A 16040-nucleotide genomic window follows, 5' to 3' on the forward strand; every position below is an offset into this window, starting at 1 on the left:
CGGGGATGAGCTTCTACGTGCGCGCCCGCTTCGAGGTCCACGACCAGCAGGAGTTCGAGGAGGTCGCCCGCGCGCTGCGCGACCAGGCCGCGACCGAACCGGGCACGCTCACCTACCGGTGGTTCTCCGGGGCGCCGGGCAGCTACGTCGTCATCGAGGAGTACACCGACGTGGACGCCGCCTTCGCGCACAACGACCGCGGGGCGGCCCTGCTCGCACGGGGCGGCGAGTGCGCGGACATGGTGGAAGCCGAGATCTACGGCGACATCACCGGTGAGCTGTGGGACTGGGTGGCGGCGAACCCGGTGTTCACCGCCTACGCCGAGGTCTTCGCTCAGCCGGACTGACGCGCGAGCCGCAACCGGCGGTGGGCGGCCATGCGCACCGGCGCGTTCGCCGCGCCGTAGCCGCGGTAGCCGCCGATCCGCTGGACCACCTCGAAGAACACCCGCGCCCCCAGCACCTCGGTGTAGAAGTGCAGGAACTCGCCGTGCTCGTCGCGGTCGTAGAGCACCGAATACTCGCGCAGGGCGGTGAGCAGATCCGGCGGCGGGGCCAGCCGGGCGTCCAGGTCGTCGTAGTAGTTGTCCGGGATCGCCAACAGGGGCGCGCCGGCCGCGTGCATCGCCTTGGCGGTGGCCAGCACGTCGTCGCTGGTGAAGGCGATGTGCTGCGGGTCGGGCACGCCGGGCGCCCACTCGCCGCGGCGCAGCAGCGCGACGTTCAGCGCGATCCGCACGGTGTTCGAGGGGTTGGTCACGGCGCGGCTGCGGATCAGGCCGAACGGCGCGGCGAACTCGGTCGGCATCTCCGGGTGCAGCCCGAGCACCGTGCGGTAGAACAACGCGGCCTCGTCGAAGTTGTCGAACGGCTGGCTCAGCGAGACGTGGTCGGTGCCCAGCAACCCGGCGCCCGTGGCGGTGTCGCCGGTCGGCGTGAAGTCCGACAGCCAGCCGTCGCGGCAGAAGAACACCGCCGTGCCGTCCGGGGCGGCCACCGCCGACAGGCCGGCCGCCACGGCGCGGTGCTCCCGCGGCAGCACCGGCGCGTGGAAGGACTCCGCCCGCCGCGCCGAGCGCGCCGGGTCCGCGCTCGCCACGGCCAGTGCGCTGATCTCGGCCGGCCCGCCGGTCGCGTTCAGCAGGACCCGCGCCTCGCCCTGGGTCCACAGCTGCACCGGCTTCGACCGGTGCTGCCCGGTGTGCGCGAACCCCATCGCGCTCAGCGCCGCGGCCAGCCGCGGCCCGGTGGCCTCGTCCACGGCCAGTTCGGTGAACGCGTGCCCGGTCAGTTCCGGCGCGGCGATCGCGGGCTCGCCCAGCGACTCCTCCAGCCCGAGCAGCGACCGCATCGCGTCGACCGCCGCGCGGCCCGGATCGGCCTGCCGGAACACGTCGTTGAAGACCTCCAGCGACAGCGGCCCGGAGTAGCCGGTCGCCAGCACGTGCCCGACGAACGCGGTCAGGTCGAACGCGCCCTGCCCGGGGAACAGCCGGTGGTGCCGGCTCCACTGCAGGACGTCCATGTGCAGCCGGGGCGCGTCGGCCAGCTGGAGGAAGAAGATCTTCTCGCCCGGGATCGTCCGGATCAGCGCGAGGTCGCTGCCGCGGGAGAGCACGTGGAAGCTGTCCAGGCACAGCCCCACTGCCGGGTGATCGGCCCGCCGCACGATGCGCCACGAGTGGTCGTAGGTGTCGACGAACCGGCCCCACGCCAGCGCCTCGTATGCGATGCGCATACCGCGCCGAGCTGCACGTACACCGAGTGTATGCAATTGTTCAGCGGCCAGGTCGTCGTCGTCCACGGCGTCCGGCGACACCGACGAGCACACCAGCATGGTGTCGGCGCCGAGCTGCTCCATCACGTCGAACTTGCGCTCGGCGCGGCGCAGGTTCGCCTCGAACACCGGCGGCGGCACCGCCTCGAAATCCCGGAACGGCTGGTACAGGTCCACCGACAGCCCGAGGTCGTCGCAGCGGCGCCGCACCTCGGCCGGCGACAGCGGCGAGACGATCAGGTCGTTCTCGAAGATCTCGACCCCGTCGAAGCCGGCGGCGGCCGCCGCGGTCAGCTTGTCCTCCAGCGTGCCGGACAGGCACACGGTCGCGATCCCTCGCCTCATGGCCGGGACTCCTCTCGCACGGACCGGTGTTGGTTGAACCAGTCGGTGAGTCCTACGGTGCGCATATGCCGACCGAAAGCGCCGAACGCCTGCGCGACGCCGAGCGCACCCGCGCCGAAATCCTCGACGTGGCGACCCGCGAGTTCGCCGACCAGGGCTACGCCGGGGCGCGCGTCAACGAGATCGCCGCGAAGACCCGCACCACCAAGCGGATGCTCTACTACTACTTCGGCAGCAAGGAAGGCCTCTACGTCGCGGTGCTCGAACGCGCCTACGCCGGCATCCGCGCCCGCGAGCAGGAACTCGACGTCGACCACCTCGACCCGGTCGAGGCCCTGCGGCAGCTGGCCGAGCTGACCTTCGACCACCACGAGTCCCACCCGGACTTCATCCGGCTGGTCAGCATCGAGAACATCCACAACGCCGAGCACATCGGCCGCTCCGAGGTGCTGTCGACGCTCGCGAACCCCGCGCTGGACGTGCTGACCCGCATCCTCCAGCGCGGCCGGGCCGCCGGGACGTTCCGCGCGGACGTGGACGCGCTGGACGTGCACATGATGATCAGCGCGTTCTGCGTCTTCCGCACCGCCAACCGGCACACGTTCAACGCCATCTTCAAGCGCGACATGCTCGACCCCGGCCGGCGCGAGCACTACCGCACGATGCTCGGCGACCTGCTGGTCGAGTACCTGACCGCGCACTGAGCGTTTCGTCCCCTTCTCCGGGTTGACAAGCCGTGGACCACTAACTCACCATCTGGTACGTAACCAAACGGTACATTAATCCGGCACGCAACGGAGCGACAGGAGCGTGGACGTGGTCGAGCACGGAAAGCCCCGGAAGGCCGCGGTGGCTGCCTGGGTGGGCAGCGCACTGGAGTACTACGACTTCTTCATCTACGGCACCGCCGCGGCACTCGTCTTCGGCAAGATCTTCTTCCCCAGTTCGGACCCGGCGGCGGGCACGCTGCTGGCGCTGGCCACGTTCGGCGTCGGCTACGTCGCCCGCCCGATCGGCGCGTTCATCCTGGGCCACGTCGGTGACCGGTTCGGCCGCAAGAAGGTCCTGGTCTTCACCGTGCTGCTGATGGGTGTCTCGACGTTCCTGGTCGGCTGCCTGCCGACCTACGAGCAGGTCGGCGTGCTCGCCCCGGTGCTGCTGGTGATCCTGCGCCTGCTGCAGGGCCTGTCCGCGGCCGGTGAGCAGGCCGGCGCCAACTCGATGTCGCTGGAGCACGCGCCGGAGCACCGCCGCTCGTACTACACGAGCTGGACGCTGTCCGGCACGCAGGCCGGGCAGATCCTGGCGACCGCGGTGTTCCTGCCGGTCGCGGCGATGCCGACGGCCGCGCTGCAGAGCTGGGGCTGGCGGATGCCGTTCTGGGCCAGCGCGCTGGTCGTCGTCGCCGCGTTCGTCATCCGGCGCAAGCTGGACGAGACCCCGGTGTTCGAGCGCGAGGTCGCCGGCCAGGAGCAGGCGAAGCTGCCGGTCGCGGTGCTGTTCCGGGACCACTGGGCCGACGTGCTGCGGGTCGTGTTCGCGGCCGTGATCGCCGCGGTCAGCACGATCTTCACGGTGTACGCGCTGTCCTACGCGGTCAACTCCGCCGGGCTCGCGCGCACTCCGATGCTGTGGGTCGGCGTGCTCGCCAACATCGTCGCGCTGGGCGCCATCCCGCTGTGGGCGATGCTGGCGGACCGGGTCGGGCGCAAGCCGGTGTTCATCGGCGGGTCGCTGGGCTGCGCCCTGTTGATCTTCGCCTACCTGGGCGCGATCTCGGCTGGCAACTACGTGCTCGTGTTCGTCGTGGGAATCCTGATGTTCGGTGTCGTCTACAGCGCGACCAACGCGGTGTGGCCGGCGTTCTACGGCGAGATGTTCCCCGCGCGGGTGCGGCTGTCCGGTATGGCGATCGGCACGCAGATCGGGTTCGCGATCGCCGGGTTCACGCCGAGCATCGCCGCCGCGATCGCCGGTGACAAGAGCGCGAACTGGGTCGGCGTCGCGATCTTCACCGCGGGCCTGTGCCTGGTCAACGTGATCGCGGTGCTCACCGGCCGGGACAACTACCGGGTCCCGACCGCCGACCTGGGCCGCAAGGACCTGGACGGCGGCCGGGTGCCGATGACCTCCGCGGGCGGGGCGACCGCCTAGGACTTCGCGGCTTCGGCGGAGCGGCTCGGAAAACCGGCGCGGTGCGGGCCGCCTCCGTCGACCGGCAGGACCGCGCCCGACACCCATCGCTGGACGTCCTGTTTGGACATCCCGTTCTTCGCCAGCAGCTGGGTGTGCTCCGGGCCGAGCACCAGGCCGTAGGAGGCTTCGCGGAAGATCAGCGCGCCGGTGCGGGACATCGTGTCGGCCAGGTCCCACAGCACCTGCTCGTGGTCGTGGGTGTGCCGGTTGTCGACGTACTCGACGGTGCGCAACAGCACGACGGTGACCGCGCTGTTGTCCGGCGCCAGGCCCGCGGAGACCGACAGCGGCTCGCCCGCGCGAGCGGCGGTTCGCTGGCGGGCGGGCTCGGGCAGACCGGCGGGGTGCTGCAGTCGGTGGTGCTGGTGGCGGTCGCCGCGGCGGGCCCGCACGTGTCGATGCTGGTGCTCGCCGCCGGGTACGTGTTCGCCGCGCTGATCATCTTCTACCTGGCCATCCCCACCACCGGCCGCTCGCTGACGGCGATCAGCGCCGGCCACGACGCCGTCGAGCGGGTACGGGCATGATCGGGGTGTGTGCGTTCAGCGGCCGAGCGAGCGGTGCGGCGACGCACAGCTTCGGTCGGGTGGCCGTGATGCCAGAGCACCGGCGGAGCCAGGAGCCTAGTTGCAAGTCGCCTCCAACGGCGCGGGACTCGACCAGCCCGACCTACCCGAACCACCCCTGACAGCGTCGAGCGGGTCGAGGCATCGGCGCCGAACACGGTGACGTCGAGTACGCTCTGTGCGAGGACGATTGGAAACGACAGCACGGACTGCCATGACGACCGATCGCAATGTTCTGGGCGGCGAACTCGAGCCCTGCGGCACCGATCCGATGACCGGGTACTACCGGGACGGGTGCTGCACCACCGGTGACGACGACCTCGGCAGCCACACCGTGTGCACCGTGGTGACCAAGGAGTTCCTGGAGTACCAGCGCGGGGTCGGCAACGACCTGTCCACGCCCCGCCCCGAGTACGGCTTCCCCGGGTTGCGGCCCGGCGACCGCTGGTGCGTCGTGGCCGCCCGGTGGCTGCAGGCCTACGAGGCGGGTGTGGCCGCGCCGGTGGTGCTGGCCTCGACGCACGAGCGGGCGCTGGACGTCGTCCCGTTGGAGGCCCTGCAGCGGCACGCGGTGGACGTGCCCGCGGACCCTAGCTCGCTGACCTGACCGAGCGCCGCACGAGCACGACGGTCAGGGCGATTGACCCGAGCACGGCGGGCACCTCGAACAGGAGCGGGTGCCGGTCGGCGAAGTCCGGTTCGAGGACGTCGCTGGTCAGGATCGTCACCGCGGTCCCGACCGGCACGCGGTCGCCCGGGTCGGTGCGGATGGTGAGGGTTTCGCCGCCGCAGGCGAGGGTGTGCACGAAGCCGTAGTGGTGGTAGCGGGCGCCGGTCTCGATCATGACCCGGTCGGTGACCGTGCAGGTCTCGGTGTGGCCGAAGGCGTGCAGCGCGACGACGCGGCCGGCGACCGTGAGCGCCGCGAAGAGCAGGGCCGCGCTGATGAGCCCGGCGACGAGCGCCCACCAGCGGCCGTGCGCGCGGCGGGCGGTGCCCAGTGCGAAGGCCGCCCCGCCCGCGAGTCCGAGCGCGATCGCGGCGAGGGTGCTGTGCGGTGGGAGGACGAAGAGGGCGGCCCCGAGGACGATCGCCGCGAGCCCGGCGGGCGCGACGTAGCGGCCGGTGCGGATGCCCAGCCTGTCCGTGATGTCGAGGACCATCGGCTGACTCTAGCCACATGTGGCGCGAAAACGGAGACCACATAAAGTAACCGCGTGCGCGGCGAGGGCTACTACGACCTGCTCGGGGTGGACCGGCATGCCTCGACGGCGGAGATCAAGTCCGCCTACCGCCAGAAGGCGCGGACCGTGCACCCGGACGCCGGTGGTTCCCCCGACGAGTTCCAGGCGTTGCGGCAGGCCTACGAGGTGCTGGTCGACCCGTTGCAGCGCGCGGCGTACGACCGGGCGCTGGACCGCGCGGCGGCGACCGCCACCCCGGTCCGGGCGCGGCGGCCGGGGCGGAAGCTGGGTGAGGACCCGAGTTTCACGGCCGAGTTGCCGGTGCTGGACCCGGACGCGCTGGAGTGGTGGGACGCGGCGCGGGAGAAGGCGCGGACGGCGGACCGGGCCGCGCCCGGGCACGCTCCGGCGGTGTTGCTGCTGGCGTGGTTGCTGCTGGTGGTGCTGCCGATCATGGCGGGTGCGCTGGCGGTCGCGGTGTGGCTGGTCCTGGCGTCGGCGGTGGCGATCTGGCTGGTGTGCCAGCATCTGGAGGTGGCGCGGGCCGAGCGCGCGGTGGACGACGAGTTCGGCGGCACGGTCGTGTTCGGCTCGCCGGGCTCGGAGCCGGACCAGTGGGGCGAGCGGCTGACGGCCGAGTTGCTGGAGCGGTACCTGACGCGTCTGCCGGGGGCGCGGATCTTCCACGGGTTGGCGTGGCCGGGTTCGGTGTTCGCCGACATCGACCACGCGGTGCTCGCCGGGCGGCGGCTGGTGCTGATCGAGTCGAAGACGTGGCTGCCCGGGCACTACGCGGCGGACGAGCACGGCGAGCTGTGGCGGGACGAGCGTCGTTTCCGCGGCGGCGCGACACAGCTGCCGGAGGCGATCGAGGCCTTCCGCGCGCTGCTGCCCGGGGCGGAGATCCGCGGCGCGCTGATCGTGTACCCGAGCCGCACGGGCGAGATCACCACCGACGAGGACTTCGACGTGCCCGCCCCGCCGATGACGCCGGACCAGTTCGTGCAGGTGATCGGCGACTGGCTGGCCGCGGAGGCCGCGCGCGTGGACGTGCGGCTGCTGCGGAAGGTGCGCGCGCAGGTCGTCTAGTCAGGCCACGTCCAGGAACGGTTCGAGGCAGTAGATCGCCACGCGATCGGGCCGCCCGGCGACGAACGTCCCCTTCGAGGGGATGGTCCGCACCAGCCCACGGTCGCGGAGGACTTTCGTGGCGTGGCGGCACGTGCCCAGCGAGACGCCGTACTGCCGGGCCAGCGTCTGCTCCGCGGGAAGCGGCGTGTTGACCGCGAGCTCACCCGACTCGATGCGCCGGGCGAGATCGTCGGCGACGAGGTCGTAGAGGTAGGCGGGACCGGTGGCGGGAAGTTCTCTGCTCACCCCTCCAAGGTAGCATAGAAAAGACAAAAAGTAGGGCACGAGCGACCATTGGTAGGCTGCGCAGTTGTGACGATGGAGGAGGTCCTGGACGCCCGGCTGCGCGCCCTGGCAACCCGCGTGCGGCGGCTGCGGCGGGACCGGGACCTGAGCCAGGCCGACCTGGCGGACCGGGCCGGGGTGTCCCGATCGGTGGTCGCCGAACTGGAACGATCACGACTCGCACAAGGCGCGCCACGGCCCACACGCAACATCACGCTGGACACGCTGTTCCGCCTCGCCGAGGCGATGGGGGTGCACCCAGCGGAGCTGCTGGATGAGGGGAAGGGTTAGACGGGGAGGCGGCGGTCGGCAAGGCGAGTGGGGCGGCAGCGGCGGGCCGTGCGGCAACCCTGCAACCGGCGGCCGGCAACGCAAGCGGCCCGGCAATCAACCGGACCGCGCGGCAGCCCAACAAGCCGCAAGCCGGCAACGCAAGCGGCCCGGCACTCGGCTGACCGCGCGGCAGCCCTGCGAACCGGCGCCCGGCAACGCAAGCGGCCCGGCACTCGGCTGACCGCGCGGCAGCCCTGCGAACCGGCGCCCGGCAACGCAAGTGGACCGACTACCCCAACCAGACCTCCCCCGCCCCCGATCCACAGCCGATCTTTGGTCGCCGATCAGGCGTGTCAAGGTACTCTTTCCCGCCTTGACACGCCTGCTCGGCGACCGAAACACAATCAGGCATCGGGGGCGGGGGAGGTCGGAAGGTGACCTTTTGGCGCCGTGAGGCGCTTTCCGCCCGTAGGGCGGGCTCTCCGCCTGCCCAACGTCACCTCTAAAGATCAAAAGATGTCCTCGCCGGACGGGCAGGCTCCGGGATGACGGGGGAATGCAGGCACCTCACCTCGGGCAGGTGGTCGCCGGGTGGTCATCCCGTCGCCTTCCGGTTTGTGCATATCACCTTGAGCCAGGGCCGCAAGGTTGCGTAGCTCGGCCGCCGGTTGGCGGCCCGGGTTGCGGCCCTGGCTCAAGGTGATCGTTGCATGTCAGGCGACGGGATGACCACCCAGCTACCTTGGGTGCAAAGCACGGCGCTGCGCGCCGTCAGTATCCCCGTACCGCGTTGATCCTCACCCGCAATACCTGGGGATACTGCTCCGAAAACCCCGCCAGGCTTCCGCTTACCCGCTCCATCGCCTTGCCGTACTTCGCCACGTACGAGGCGTCCTCGTGTGCCGGGGGTTGTGTGTCGGCCGGTCGGGCCAGTCCGCGGAACACCACGACGTCCGAACCCTGCCCGTCGCTGTTGAAGTGGAGCGCCACCTGCGGCCGGTCCCGGATGTGGTCCAGCCGCTTGGCGCGCGCGGCGTTGTACACCAGGAACTCGCCGTCCCGCCACACGAACCACACCGGGTTCGGCTGCGGGGTGCCGTCCGCGCCCGTCGTGGTGAGCCAGACGACCTGCTCGGTCTCGAGCCGTTCGCGGACCCGCCGTCCGAACGGGCTCGACGGGTCGGGGAGCACGTCGCCTGCCATGCCGCCAGCGTAGTGGCCGGGCTCACTTCCGGCGCAACTTCACCGACCGCCCGTGATAGGCATTCGGGGATCGAGCGCCGGAAAGGATCATCGATGCGTCTGCTGCTGCTGTCCAACTCGACCGCGCCCGGACGCGGCTACCTGGAGCACGCTACCGACGCGCTGGGCGAAGTGCTCCAGGACGTGCGCCGCCTGGTGTTCGTGCCGTTCGCGCTCGCCGATCACGACGGTTACACGGCGATCGTCGCCAAGGCGCTCGCCCCGTTCGGCATCGAGGTCGCCGGCGCCCACCAGGATGACCCGATCAGGTTGCTCAACTCCGCGCAGGCCGTGTTCACCGGCGGCGGCAACACCTTCCGGCTCCTGCGCGAGCTCTACCGCCGCGAGCTCCTCGCCCCGATCCGCGACCGCGTCGCGCACGGGACCGTCTACATCGGATCGAGCGCGGGCACGAACGTCGCCTGCCCCACCATCCGCACCACCAACGACATGCCGATCGTGCAGCCGCCCGCGTTCGACGCGGCCGGGTTCGTGCCGTTCCAGATCAACCCGCACTACCTCGACCCGCAGCCGGAATCCACCCACATGGGCGAAACCCGCGAGGAGCGGATCGACCAGTTCCTGGAGGAGAACGACGTGCCGGTGCTGGGGATGCGCGAAGGCACCTGGCTGCGCCGCGAGGACGACACCCTCACCCTCGGCGGTGACGAAGCCGGCGCCCGCCTGTTCCGCCGCGGCGCCGGCCCGGCGGAGCTGCGGCCGGGCGCGGACCTCAGCGACCTTCTGGCGAGCGAGATCGCCTGAGCTCGTCCGCCAGCTCGGCGTGTCGGGCCAGAACCTCGTCCCGCGACCTGGCCATGTCGCGCAGCACCGACTTGCGCTTGCGCAGTGGCAACCGGTCCACGTACAGGCCGCCGCCGAGGTGGTCGGTCTCGTGCTGCAGGCACCGCGCGAAGTAGCCCCGCCCCTCGACGACCAGCGGCTCCCCGAACTGGTCCACCCCGCGCACCACAGCGTGGTCGGCGCGCGGCAGCTTCGCGTACGGGCCGGGGACGGACAGGCAGCCTTCCGGCGCCTCGATCAGCCGCCGGTCGCCGACCGGCTCCTCGTCGAGCACCGGGTTGAGGATGTGGCCGATGTGCCGGTCGCCGTACTCGTCCCAGCAGTCCCACACGAACAACCGCAGGTCGACGTCCACCTGGTTGGCCGCCAGTCCGGCGCCCTCGGCCACGTACAGGGTGGCGAACATGTCGTCGATCAGGGCCGACAGCTCCGGCGTGCCGAACTCGGCCGCCGGGCGGCACGGACGAGCGAGGATCTCCTCGCCGATCTCGGTGATCCGCCGCGGCGAGCCACGGCGCGCTTCCGGCAGCACCCGCGGGCAGTCCCCGACCGGCTGCCCCTGCACGTAGACGGCCATTCCGCCTCCCTTGCCAACGACTTTGCAAACTAGCACACTTTGCAAAGTGGAGAACCGACCCGAGTCGAAGCTGCCCGACCACCCCGTCCGCCTCGCGCTGCTGGACCTGCTCGCCGAACTGGGCACCGTGACCGCGAACGAGGCGAGCCGCCGCCTCGGGTACAGCTCCGGCCTGTGTTCGTTCCACCTGCGACAGCTGGCGCGGGCGGGCCTGATCGAAGAGGCGCCGCGCGGCCGGGGGCGAATCAAACCGTGGCGGCTGCGGTGGGATTCCGCGGAATCCCACGCGCCAGATGATCAAACCTTTTCGGCCGTCCTGCACCTGACTCCGCGCGAGCTGGCCGAACTCACCGCATCCGTGCGGGAATTGATCAAGCGTTTTCCCGAACGGGCATCCGGACACGCCGAATCCCGGCCGGTCGAAGTCAATTTCTCCGCGTTTCCGCACCCGTGAACCACGCCGGCCAATAACCGGTTCAACGGAGTTTCAGCAGCCGAGACACACGTTTGCTACGTTCGGATGACGACGCTTCATGACCGCTCCGACCCGTGCCTACCATGGTTCAACTGCGACCCACGGGATGCGATCATGACAACGCACATGGATTTCCGCCCCGCGGACAGCTGCTTCGGCTGCCTGGTCCCCCACGAGCAGACCCCCGCCGACGAGGAATGGTGTTTCGACGCGCAGGGCCACCCGCTTTGCGGGCAATGCGCCCGCGACGAGCAGATCATTCACGAACCGTGGACCGGCCCGCCGGACGGGCATCGCGCCGAATGGGATTTGGTGCAGGACCTGTCCTATTTCCTCCATTGACCCGCCGCGCACGGCACGCGACTCCGCGTGGGCTAACCTGAGCAACGCCAATGGCGTCGAGGTCAGCTTCGCGGGAGGTGAGCGCGATCGCGGACACCACGGCCCGCCCCACCGTGAGCAGGCGGCGCGAGGTGAGCCACACGAGCGCGCGGTCGGTCCTGATGACCGTGCTCGGTGAGTTCGTGCTGCCCCGTGACCGGCCGGTGTGGACCTCCACCCTCGTCGACGTCCTCGCGATGTTCGGCATCGAGGAGAAGTCGGCGCGCCAGGCGCTGGCCCGCACCGCCGCCGAGGGCTGGCTGGTGTCGCAACGCCACGGCCGTCGCGTGCGGTGGTCGCTGACCACGCCGGGCCGGCGGCTGCTGAGCGAGGGCGCGGAACGCATCTACGGTTTCGGCCGCGACCACACGCCGTGGGACGGCACGTGGCTGATGCTGCTGGTGTCGGTGCCGGAGACGAAGCGGGACCTGCGGCACAGCCTGCGCACGCGGCTGACCTGGGCCGGGTTCGGTTCGCCGACGCCCGGTGTGTGGATCTGCCCGGACCCCAGCCGTCACGACGAGGCGAACTCGATCGTGCGCGAACTGGGGCTGGACGCCGAAGCGATGTCGTTCGTCGCCTCGTACGGCCGGATCGGCGACGAGGACGCGATGGTCGCGCGGGCCTGGGATCTGACCGCGCTGGAAGAGCGCTACGAGGACTTCATCGACGAGTTCGCCGCGCTGGCGCCCGCTTCGGGCGAGGCGGTGCTGCACGCACAGACCCGCCTCGTGCACGAGTGGCGCCGCTTCCCGTTCCTCGACCCGCGCCTGCCGGGCCGCCTGCTGCCCGACGGCTGGAGCGGCGCCAAGGCGGCGGAGCTGTTCCACCGCCGGCACGTCGAGTGGCGCCCGGTCGCGCAGCGGCACTGGGACCAGCTGGTCGGCGCGGAGGAAGCGGCCTAGGTGTACTAGGCGCTGTTTCGGTGCTGGCAGCGGGCTGGTGTCCGGCAGCGGATCCGCACCGCGCTGCAAACCGTCGCCGACGCGGCCGGGCCGGCCACCTGGGATGTCAGCGTGGACTCCACCATCGCCAGAGCGCACCTCTTCCGGGCCGGGTGATCACGCGTGGGTTCGTCCCGGTCTTGGCGGGTATCCGGGGTGCCCCGGCTGACTGGGGGCCGGCCCAGAACCCGGCCTGACCCGGATCAAGGCGGCGATCCCAGCAACCGGCACAAACGCAACCGGGCCGTGGCCACGCGCTACGACGAGCTGGCCGTGCGCTACGAAGCCACCGGCCAGATCGCCGCGATCAACGAATGGCTCTGACCGGCTTCGATACAGGCCCTGGCGGGCCGGCAGGTTGTCTTTTCTAGACGCTGGGCTTCAGCGACTGCTGGCCGACGCCGGTCAGCAGTGTGTCCACGACGAGCGTCGCCAGTTCGTCCACGTCTCGGGCGTCGGCGGGCTGGGGCTGCGCGGCTTCGTGGATCAGCGCGTAGTAAGTGCGCCGAGCCCAGGTCAGGTCGGTGTCGGGCCGTAGGACACCTGTGTGCTGGAGCCTCCGGAAGAGGCGGTCGCACTGGTCGAGCACGTCCGCATGTACGCGTGCAGTCTCGGAATCCTCGGGCTTGACGGCGTTCATGGCGAACCCCCAGCCGATCTTGACTCGAAGCACGTTCGCGGTCACCTGATACAGCGCGACCAACGGCGGGGCAGTCTCAGGCCGAGCACTGGTGACGGCGTCGTGGAACTGCTGAGTGGCCCAGGCTGTCATGGCATCGACGAGGGCCTCGCGGCTGGTGAACCGGCGATGCACCGTCGTCCGGGCGACACCCGCGGCTTCCGCGATCTGTTCCATGGTGGCCGCGGGATTGGCGCTCAGCACGCGTTCCGCGGCCTCGAGGATCGCCTTCGCTGTCCGTTCGGCGTCTGCGCGCATCGGCCGTCCTCGCCTCTCCTGCTCCACGTGATCTTCTCGTACCCCGCCCCCAGGCTACAGGACAGTCGCCATTCATCCACAACTTGCAACATCTGTGTTGCATGTACTAGCCTAGTCGCATCACTGATGACGTCAATCGAACGTGGAGGACCTCATGGATTTGCAGCTGGACGGCAAGGTCGCTGTCGTGACCGGCGCAAGCCGAGGAATCGGATTGGCCACGGTTTCGGCCTTGCTCCGCGAAGGAATGCGGGTGCTGGCAGCAGCACGGACCATCACACCCGAGCTCCAGGCCACAGGGGCGCTCAGCATGTCCGTCGACCTGTCCACCCCCGACGGCCCTGCTCAGCTCATCGAACGGGCAGAGGCCGAGCTTGGGCGGCTCGACGTGCTGGTCAACAACGTCGGGGGCGGTGACGGCGGTGGCCAGACCGGCGGGTTCCTCACCTTCACCGATGAGCAGTGGAGCAGCGCGTTCGACTTGAACTTCCTGGCGGCAGTCCGCACCACGCGGGCCGCGCTCCCTCATCTTTCGAAGAGCCGCGGCGCGATCGTCAACATCTCCTCCAACGGTGCGCGAATCCCGCATGCCGGTCCGATCACCTATACCACCGCCAAAGCTGCGCTCACCGCCTTCGGGAAGGCGGTAGCGGAAGAGTTCGGCCCGCGAGGAGTGCGCGTCAACACCGTCTCACCCGGCCCGGTCCGGACCCACATGTGGGAATCCCCGGACGGCTATGGAGCTGAGCTCGCCGAATCCCTGGGCCTGAGCCGGGAGCAACTGATGGACAACCTCCCCGCGACCATGGGGATGGTCACCGGCAGGCTCGTGAATCCCGCGGAGGTCGCCGACCTTGTTGCGTACCTCGCTTCACCGCTCGCGGGCAGCACCACCGGGGCGGACCACCTCATCGACGGGGGCGCGATCAAGTCCGTGTGACGCGCCGACGTCTCCCATCCAGCCGTCCGCCCGATGCTGTGCGTGGCCTCCGGCACCTAGTCCGGCAGGTTCCCGTCGCCACCGAGGCTCGCCACCATGCGGCGCAAGACGTTGACGGTGGTCACGAAGTCGGCGGGGTCACCCCTGGTGCGTCCGCTCGTGGACCCGCGCGTTGCGCGTCCACTCGCCCGGCGCCGGTACGCCTCACCGCTGCCCGCGCCGATCGGCTGGGCGGCCAGTTCCACGTCGGGGTACTCCTCGATCATGAGCCGACGGTAGAAACTCCAGCAAACTTGAGGTCGACGCACGGGATGTGCGGCGGGATTGTCGGTGGCGGGTCGTAGGGTTTCGGGCGTGATGGATTACCTGAGCATCCCGACCGCGAACGGCACGTTCGACGCGATCGCGGCCGGGCCGGCCGACGGCAGGCCCGTGCTGCTGCTGCACGGTTTCCCGGAGGCGGCGATCTCGTGGGAGTACCAGGTCGCGGTGCTGGGCGACCGGGGTTTCCGCGCGGTGGCGCCGGACCAGCGCGGTTACTCGCCCGGGGTGCGGCCGGAGCAGGCGGCCGAGTACGGCGTGGACGAGCTGGTGGGGGACGTCCTGGCGATCGCCGGGGCGCTGGAGTGGTCCCGGTTCGACCTGGTGGGCCACGACTGGGGCGGCGCGGTGGCGTGGTGGACGGCGTCGGAGCACCCGGAGCGCCTGCGGACGCTGACGGCGGTGTCGACGCCGCACCCCGGGGCGTTGAGCCACGCCATGCGCACGGACGAGGACCAGCAGATGCGGTCGCAGTACATGCGGGACTGGCGGTCGAGTTCCACGGAACGCCAGATGCTGGCCAACAACGCCGAGGCGTTGCGGCGGATGTTCGAGTGGAAGGTGCCACCGAGCCGCGTCGACGAGTACATCCGGCGGCTGTCCGAGCCGGGCGCCCTGACCGCGGCGCTGAACTGGTACCGCGCGAGCCGCCCGAGGGCCACCATCGAGAAGGTGTCGGTGCCGACGCTGTACGTGTGGAGCACGGAGGACGTCGCGTTCGGCTCGACGCCCGCCCTGGAGACCGAGAACTGGGTCACCGGGCCGTACTCGTTCCAGATGCTGGAGGACGTGACGCACTGGATCCCGGAGGAGGTGCCCGAGGTGCTGACGGCGTTGCTGCTGGAGCACCTGAACGCCTTCTGACCGGTCCACCCGCCCCGGGGCGAACAGCGTGGTCAGCCGGCTTCCCGCTCGGTGTCCAGCCGGTCCAGGATGGCGCCGAGCCCGAGGTCGAACCGGGACGTGAACCGCCCGGCGGTGAGTTCGCCCGCCACCGCCACCAGGTCCGGGTACTGGTCCGCGGGCAAACCGGCCAAAAACGCGTCCACCTGGTCCAGCCGCTCGCGCCCACCGGGCCCCTTGCCGAACGCGGTCTCCTGGATGGCGAAGCCGACGACGTAGTTGAGGAAGACGATGTAGCCGTGGCTCGCGAGCCGGTCGCCGAAGCCGTGGTCGCGCAGCGCGCCGATGACGTGGTCGGCGAGCCGCAGCCCGTTCGGGCCGAACAGCGGCTGACCCAACAGCAGCCGCGGGGCCGCCGGATGCGTGACCAGGGCGCTGCGCAGCCCGTGGCCGATGTCCTCGAGCTGCTGGCGCCACCCAGCCCGGCGGGACGGCAACCGGCATTCGCCCACCACGTGGTCGACGACGAGCGCGAACAGCTCCTCCTTGCCCTTCACGTGCCAGTACAGCGACGGTGACTTGATCCCCAGCCGGGCCGCCAGCTTGCGCGTGCTGAACTGCTCCACGCCGTCGGTGTCCAGGAGTTCCAGCGCTGCCCGGACTATCCCGGCCCGGTCCAGACGTCCCTCACCGGTGGCGTGCTCCGGCCACGGATAGTGCCAACCCTGCGCGGTCATCATCCCTCCTCGCCGGAGCCTACCATTGCAAGACCACGTCTATCAGTGATAGATAGTCCCTATCGGCGATAGGGAGGGTCTC

The 16040-nt window shown here is 70.5% G+C and carries 23 protein-coding genes; 14 read left to right on the forward strand and 9 right to left on the reverse strand.

Translation table 11 applies throughout. From position 1 onward, the window contains the following. Positions 1 to 5: 5 nt before the first annotated feature. On the forward strand, positions 6 to 347 hold the full coding sequence (locus D0D28_RS12510) for an antibiotic biosynthesis monooxygenase family protein (protein ID WP_116110694.1): 342 nt from the start codon (positions 6 to 8) through the stop codon (positions 345 to 347). On the opposite strand, the gene D0D28_RS12515 is transcribed toward D0D28_RS12510, so the two are convergent. Continuing rightward, positions 335 to 2122, reverse strand: coding sequence for a bifunctional sugar phosphate isomerase/epimerase/4-hydroxyphenylpyruvate dioxygenase family protein (locus tag D0D28_RS12515; RefSeq protein ID WP_116110695.1), 1788 nt, complete (start codon positions 2120 to 2122; stop codon positions 335 to 337). The two genes, D0D28_RS12510 and D0D28_RS12515, sit on opposite strands and share 13 nt — an antisense overlap. A gap of 65 nt (positions 2123 to 2187) precedes the next feature. Between D0D28_RS12515 and D0D28_RS12520 the strand changes: the two genes are divergently transcribed. After that, entirely contained in the window at positions 2188 to 2826 is a 639-nt protein-coding gene (locus tag D0D28_RS12520) for a TetR/AcrR family transcriptional regulator (protein WP_094006064.1), read from the forward strand. 112 nt (positions 2827 to 2938) lie between these two features. Next, on the forward strand, positions 2939 to 4276 hold the full coding sequence (locus tag D0D28_RS12525; protein ID WP_094006191.1) for an MFS transporter: 1338 nt from the start codon (positions 2939 to 2941) through the stop codon (positions 4274 to 4276). Here D0D28_RS12525 and D0D28_RS36730 read toward each other — a convergent pair. Continuing rightward, positions 4273 to 4551, reverse strand: coding sequence for a hypothetical protein (locus D0D28_RS36730; protein WP_240323191.1), 279 nt, complete (start codon positions 4549 to 4551; stop codon positions 4273 to 4275). The genes D0D28_RS12525 and D0D28_RS36730 overlap by 4 nt on opposite strands. A gap of 111 nt (positions 4552 to 4662) precedes the next feature. Here D0D28_RS36730 and D0D28_RS12535 point away from each other — a divergent pair, with 111 nt between their 5' ends. Together D0D28_RS12535 and D0D28_RS12545 are read left to right on the forward strand one after the other, a co-directional pair. Continuing rightward, a complete protein-coding gene (locus tag D0D28_RS12535) occupies positions 4663 to 4845 on the forward strand; it encodes a hypothetical protein (RefSeq protein ID WP_240323192.1) in 183 nt (60 codons plus the stop codon). A gap of 253 nt (positions 4846 to 5098) precedes the next feature. Beyond that, complete coding sequence (locus D0D28_RS12545) at positions 5099 to 5491, forward strand: DUF2237 family protein (RefSeq protein WP_094006063.1); 393 nt, start codon at positions 5099 to 5101, stop codon at positions 5489 to 5491. Here the strand turns inward: D0D28_RS12545 and D0D28_RS12550 are convergent. Beyond that, a complete protein-coding gene (locus tag D0D28_RS12550; protein ID WP_116110696.1) occupies positions 5475 to 6047 on the reverse strand; it encodes a hypothetical protein in 573 nt (190 codons plus the stop codon). The two genes, D0D28_RS12545 and D0D28_RS12550, sit on opposite strands and share 17 nt — an antisense overlap. Before the next feature lie 54 nt (positions 6048 to 6101). On the opposite strand from D0D28_RS12550, the gene D0D28_RS12555 reads away from it, so the two are divergent. Then, a complete protein-coding gene (locus D0D28_RS12555; protein ID WP_116110697.1) occupies positions 6102 to 7157 on the forward strand; it encodes a J domain-containing protein in 1056 nt (351 codons plus the stop codon). Here the strand turns inward: D0D28_RS12555 and D0D28_RS12560 are convergent, their stop codons facing one another. Further along, a complete protein-coding gene (locus tag D0D28_RS12560; protein WP_094006060.1) occupies positions 7158 to 7445 on the reverse strand; it encodes a winged helix-turn-helix domain-containing protein in 288 nt (95 codons plus the stop codon). A gap of 72 nt (positions 7446 to 7517) precedes the next feature. Between D0D28_RS12560 and D0D28_RS12565 the strand changes: the two genes are divergently transcribed. After that, positions 7518 to 7775, forward strand: a complete 258-nt coding sequence (locus tag D0D28_RS12565; RefSeq protein ID WP_094006059.1) for a helix-turn-helix domain-containing protein — start codon at positions 7518 to 7520, stop codon at positions 7773 to 7775. A gap of 753 nt (positions 7776 to 8528) precedes the next feature. Here the strand turns inward: D0D28_RS12565 and D0D28_RS12570 are convergent. Next, positions 8529 to 8960 carry a TIGR03667 family PPOX class F420-dependent oxidoreductase gene (locus D0D28_RS12570; RefSeq protein ID WP_116110698.1) on the reverse strand — a complete coding sequence of 144 codons (432 nt, stop codon included), beginning with the start codon at positions 8958 to 8960 and terminating at the stop codon, positions 8529 to 8531. Between the two features lie 93 nt (positions 8961 to 9053). Between D0D28_RS12570 and pepE the strand changes: the two genes are divergently transcribed. After that, a complete protein-coding gene (gene pepE / locus D0D28_RS12575) occupies positions 9054 to 9764 on the forward strand; it encodes a dipeptidase PepE (RefSeq protein ID WP_094006055.1) in 711 nt (236 codons plus the stop codon). Here pepE and def read toward each other — a convergent pair. Next, complete coding sequence (def, locus tag D0D28_RS12580; protein ID WP_205413245.1) at positions 9733 to 10380, reverse strand: peptide deformylase; 648 nt, start codon at positions 10378 to 10380, stop codon at positions 9733 to 9735. The two genes, pepE and def, sit on opposite strands and share 32 nt — an antisense overlap. A gap of 46 nt (positions 10381 to 10426) precedes the next feature. Between def and D0D28_RS12585 the strand changes: the two genes are divergently transcribed. The 4 genes from D0D28_RS12585 (at position 10427) to D0D28_RS36735 (ending at position 12504) form a co-directional block, all read left to right on the forward strand. Beyond that, the gene (locus D0D28_RS12585) at positions 10427 to 10834 is read left to right on the forward strand and encodes a winged helix-turn-helix domain-containing protein (RefSeq protein WP_116110699.1); all 408 of its coding nucleotides are present in this window, start codon (positions 10427 to 10429) and stop codon (positions 10832 to 10834) included. Positions 10835 to 10969: 135 nt separating this feature from the next. Beyond that, positions 10970 to 11197 (forward strand): hypothetical protein, encoded by a 228-nt coding sequence (locus D0D28_RS12590; protein ID WP_094006053.1) that lies wholly within the window; start codon positions 10970 to 10972, stop codon positions 11195 to 11197. A 50-nt stretch (positions 11198 to 11247) separates the two neighbouring features. After that, positions 11248 to 12141, forward strand: a complete 894-nt coding sequence (locus tag D0D28_RS12595) for a PaaX family transcriptional regulator (RefSeq protein ID WP_094006052.1) — start codon at positions 11248 to 11250, stop codon at positions 12139 to 12141. A 195-nt stretch (positions 12142 to 12336) separates the two neighbouring features. Further along, positions 12337 to 12504 (forward strand): hypothetical protein, encoded by a 168-nt coding sequence (locus D0D28_RS36735; RefSeq protein WP_240323193.1) that lies wholly within the window; start codon positions 12337 to 12339, stop codon positions 12502 to 12504. 43 nt (positions 12505 to 12547) lie between these two features. Here the strand turns inward: D0D28_RS36735 and D0D28_RS12610 are convergent, their stop codons facing one another. Next, positions 12548 to 13117 (reverse strand): TetR/AcrR family transcriptional regulator, encoded by a 570-nt coding sequence (locus D0D28_RS12610; protein ID WP_167481481.1) that lies wholly within the window; start codon positions 13115 to 13117, stop codon positions 12548 to 12550. A gap of 154 nt (positions 13118 to 13271) precedes the next feature. On the opposite strand from D0D28_RS12610, the gene D0D28_RS12615 reads away from it, so the two are divergent. Further along, entirely contained in the window at positions 13272 to 14057 is a 786-nt protein-coding gene (locus D0D28_RS12615; protein ID WP_094006057.1) for an SDR family NAD(P)-dependent oxidoreductase, read from the forward strand. A 56-nt stretch (positions 14058 to 14113) separates the two neighbouring features. Here D0D28_RS12615 and D0D28_RS12620 read toward each other — a convergent pair whose 3' ends face one another. Next, positions 14114 to 14323 (reverse strand): hypothetical protein, encoded by a 210-nt coding sequence (locus D0D28_RS12620; RefSeq protein WP_116110701.1) that lies wholly within the window; start codon positions 14321 to 14323, stop codon positions 14114 to 14116. An 88-nt stretch (positions 14324 to 14411) separates the two neighbouring features. Between D0D28_RS12620 and D0D28_RS12625 the strand changes: the two genes are divergently transcribed. Continuing rightward, positions 14412 to 15242, forward strand: coding sequence for an alpha/beta fold hydrolase (locus D0D28_RS12625; RefSeq protein WP_094006050.1), 831 nt, complete (start codon positions 14412 to 14414; stop codon positions 15240 to 15242). A 32-nt stretch (positions 15243 to 15274) separates the two neighbouring features. Here the strand turns inward: D0D28_RS12625 and D0D28_RS12630 are convergent, their stop codons facing one another. Beyond that, the gene (locus D0D28_RS12630; RefSeq protein ID WP_158224440.1) at positions 15275 to 15958 is read right to left on the reverse strand and encodes a TetR/AcrR family transcriptional regulator C-terminal domain-containing protein; all 684 of its coding nucleotides are present in this window, start codon (positions 15956 to 15958) and stop codon (positions 15275 to 15277) included. Between the last annotated feature and the right edge of the window lie 82 nt (positions 15959 to 16040).

Origin of the sequence: Amycolatopsis ruanii (assembly GCF_003385175.1) — a bacterium.
Taxonomy (GTDB): domain Bacteria; phylum Actinomycetota; class Actinomycetes; order Mycobacteriales; family Pseudonocardiaceae; genus Amycolatopsis_E; species Amycolatopsis_E thermalba.

Bases quoted from the DNA above. Each gene is read 5' to 3' on its own strand.
- D0D28_RS12510 (WP_116110694.1), top strand. From the start codon at position 6: ATGAGCTTCTACGTGCGCGCCCGCTTCGAGGTCCACGACCAGCAGGAG.
- D0D28_RS12515 (WP_116110695.1), bottom strand. From the start codon at position 2,122: ATGAGGCGAGGGATCGCGACCGTGTGCCTGTCCGGCACGCTGGAGGAC.
- D0D28_RS12520 (WP_094006064.1), top strand. From the start codon at position 2,188: ATGCCGACCGAAAGCGCCGAACGCCTGCGCGACGCCGAGCGCACCCGC.
- D0D28_RS12545 (WP_094006063.1), top strand. From the start codon at position 5,099: ATGACGACCGATCGCAATGTTCTGGGCGGCGAACTCGAGCCCTGCGGC.
- D0D28_RS12550 (WP_116110696.1), bottom strand. From the start codon at position 6,047: ATGGTCCTCGACATCACGGACAGGCTGGGCATCCGCACCGGCCGCTAC.
- D0D28_RS12565 (WP_094006059.1), top strand. From the start codon at position 7,518: ATGGAGGAGGTCCTGGACGCCCGGCTGCGCGCCCTGGCAACCCGCGTG.
- D0D28_RS12570 (WP_116110698.1), bottom strand. From the start codon at position 8,960: ATGGCAGGCGACGTGCTCCCCGACCCGTCGAGCCCGTTCGGACGGCGG.
- pepE (WP_094006055.1), top strand. From the start codon at position 9,054: ATGCGTCTGCTGCTGCTGTCCAACTCGACCGCGCCCGGACGCGGCTAC.
- def (WP_205413245.1), bottom strand. From the start codon at position 10,380: ATGGCCGTCTACGTGCAGGGGCAGCCGGTCGGGGACTGCCCGCGGGTG.
- D0D28_RS12590 (WP_094006053.1), top strand. From the start codon at position 10,970: ATGACAACGCACATGGATTTCCGCCCCGCGGACAGCTGCTTCGGCTGC.
- D0D28_RS12595 (WP_094006052.1), top strand. From the start codon at position 11,248: ATGGCGTCGAGGTCAGCTTCGCGGGAGGTGAGCGCGATCGCGGACACC.
- D0D28_RS12610 (WP_167481481.1), bottom strand. From the start codon at position 13,117: ATGCGCGCAGACGCCGAACGGACAGCGAAGGCGATCCTCGAGGCCGCG.
- D0D28_RS12615 (WP_094006057.1), top strand. From the start codon at position 13,272: ATGGATTTGCAGCTGGACGGCAAGGTCGCTGTCGTGACCGGCGCAAGC.
- D0D28_RS12620 (WP_116110701.1), bottom strand. From the start codon at position 14,323: ATGATCGAGGAGTACCCCGACGTGGAACTGGCCGCCCAGCCGATCGGC.
- D0D28_RS12630 (WP_158224440.1), bottom strand. From the start codon at position 15,958: ATGACCGCGCAGGGTTGGCACTATCCGTGGCCGGAGCACGCCACCGGT.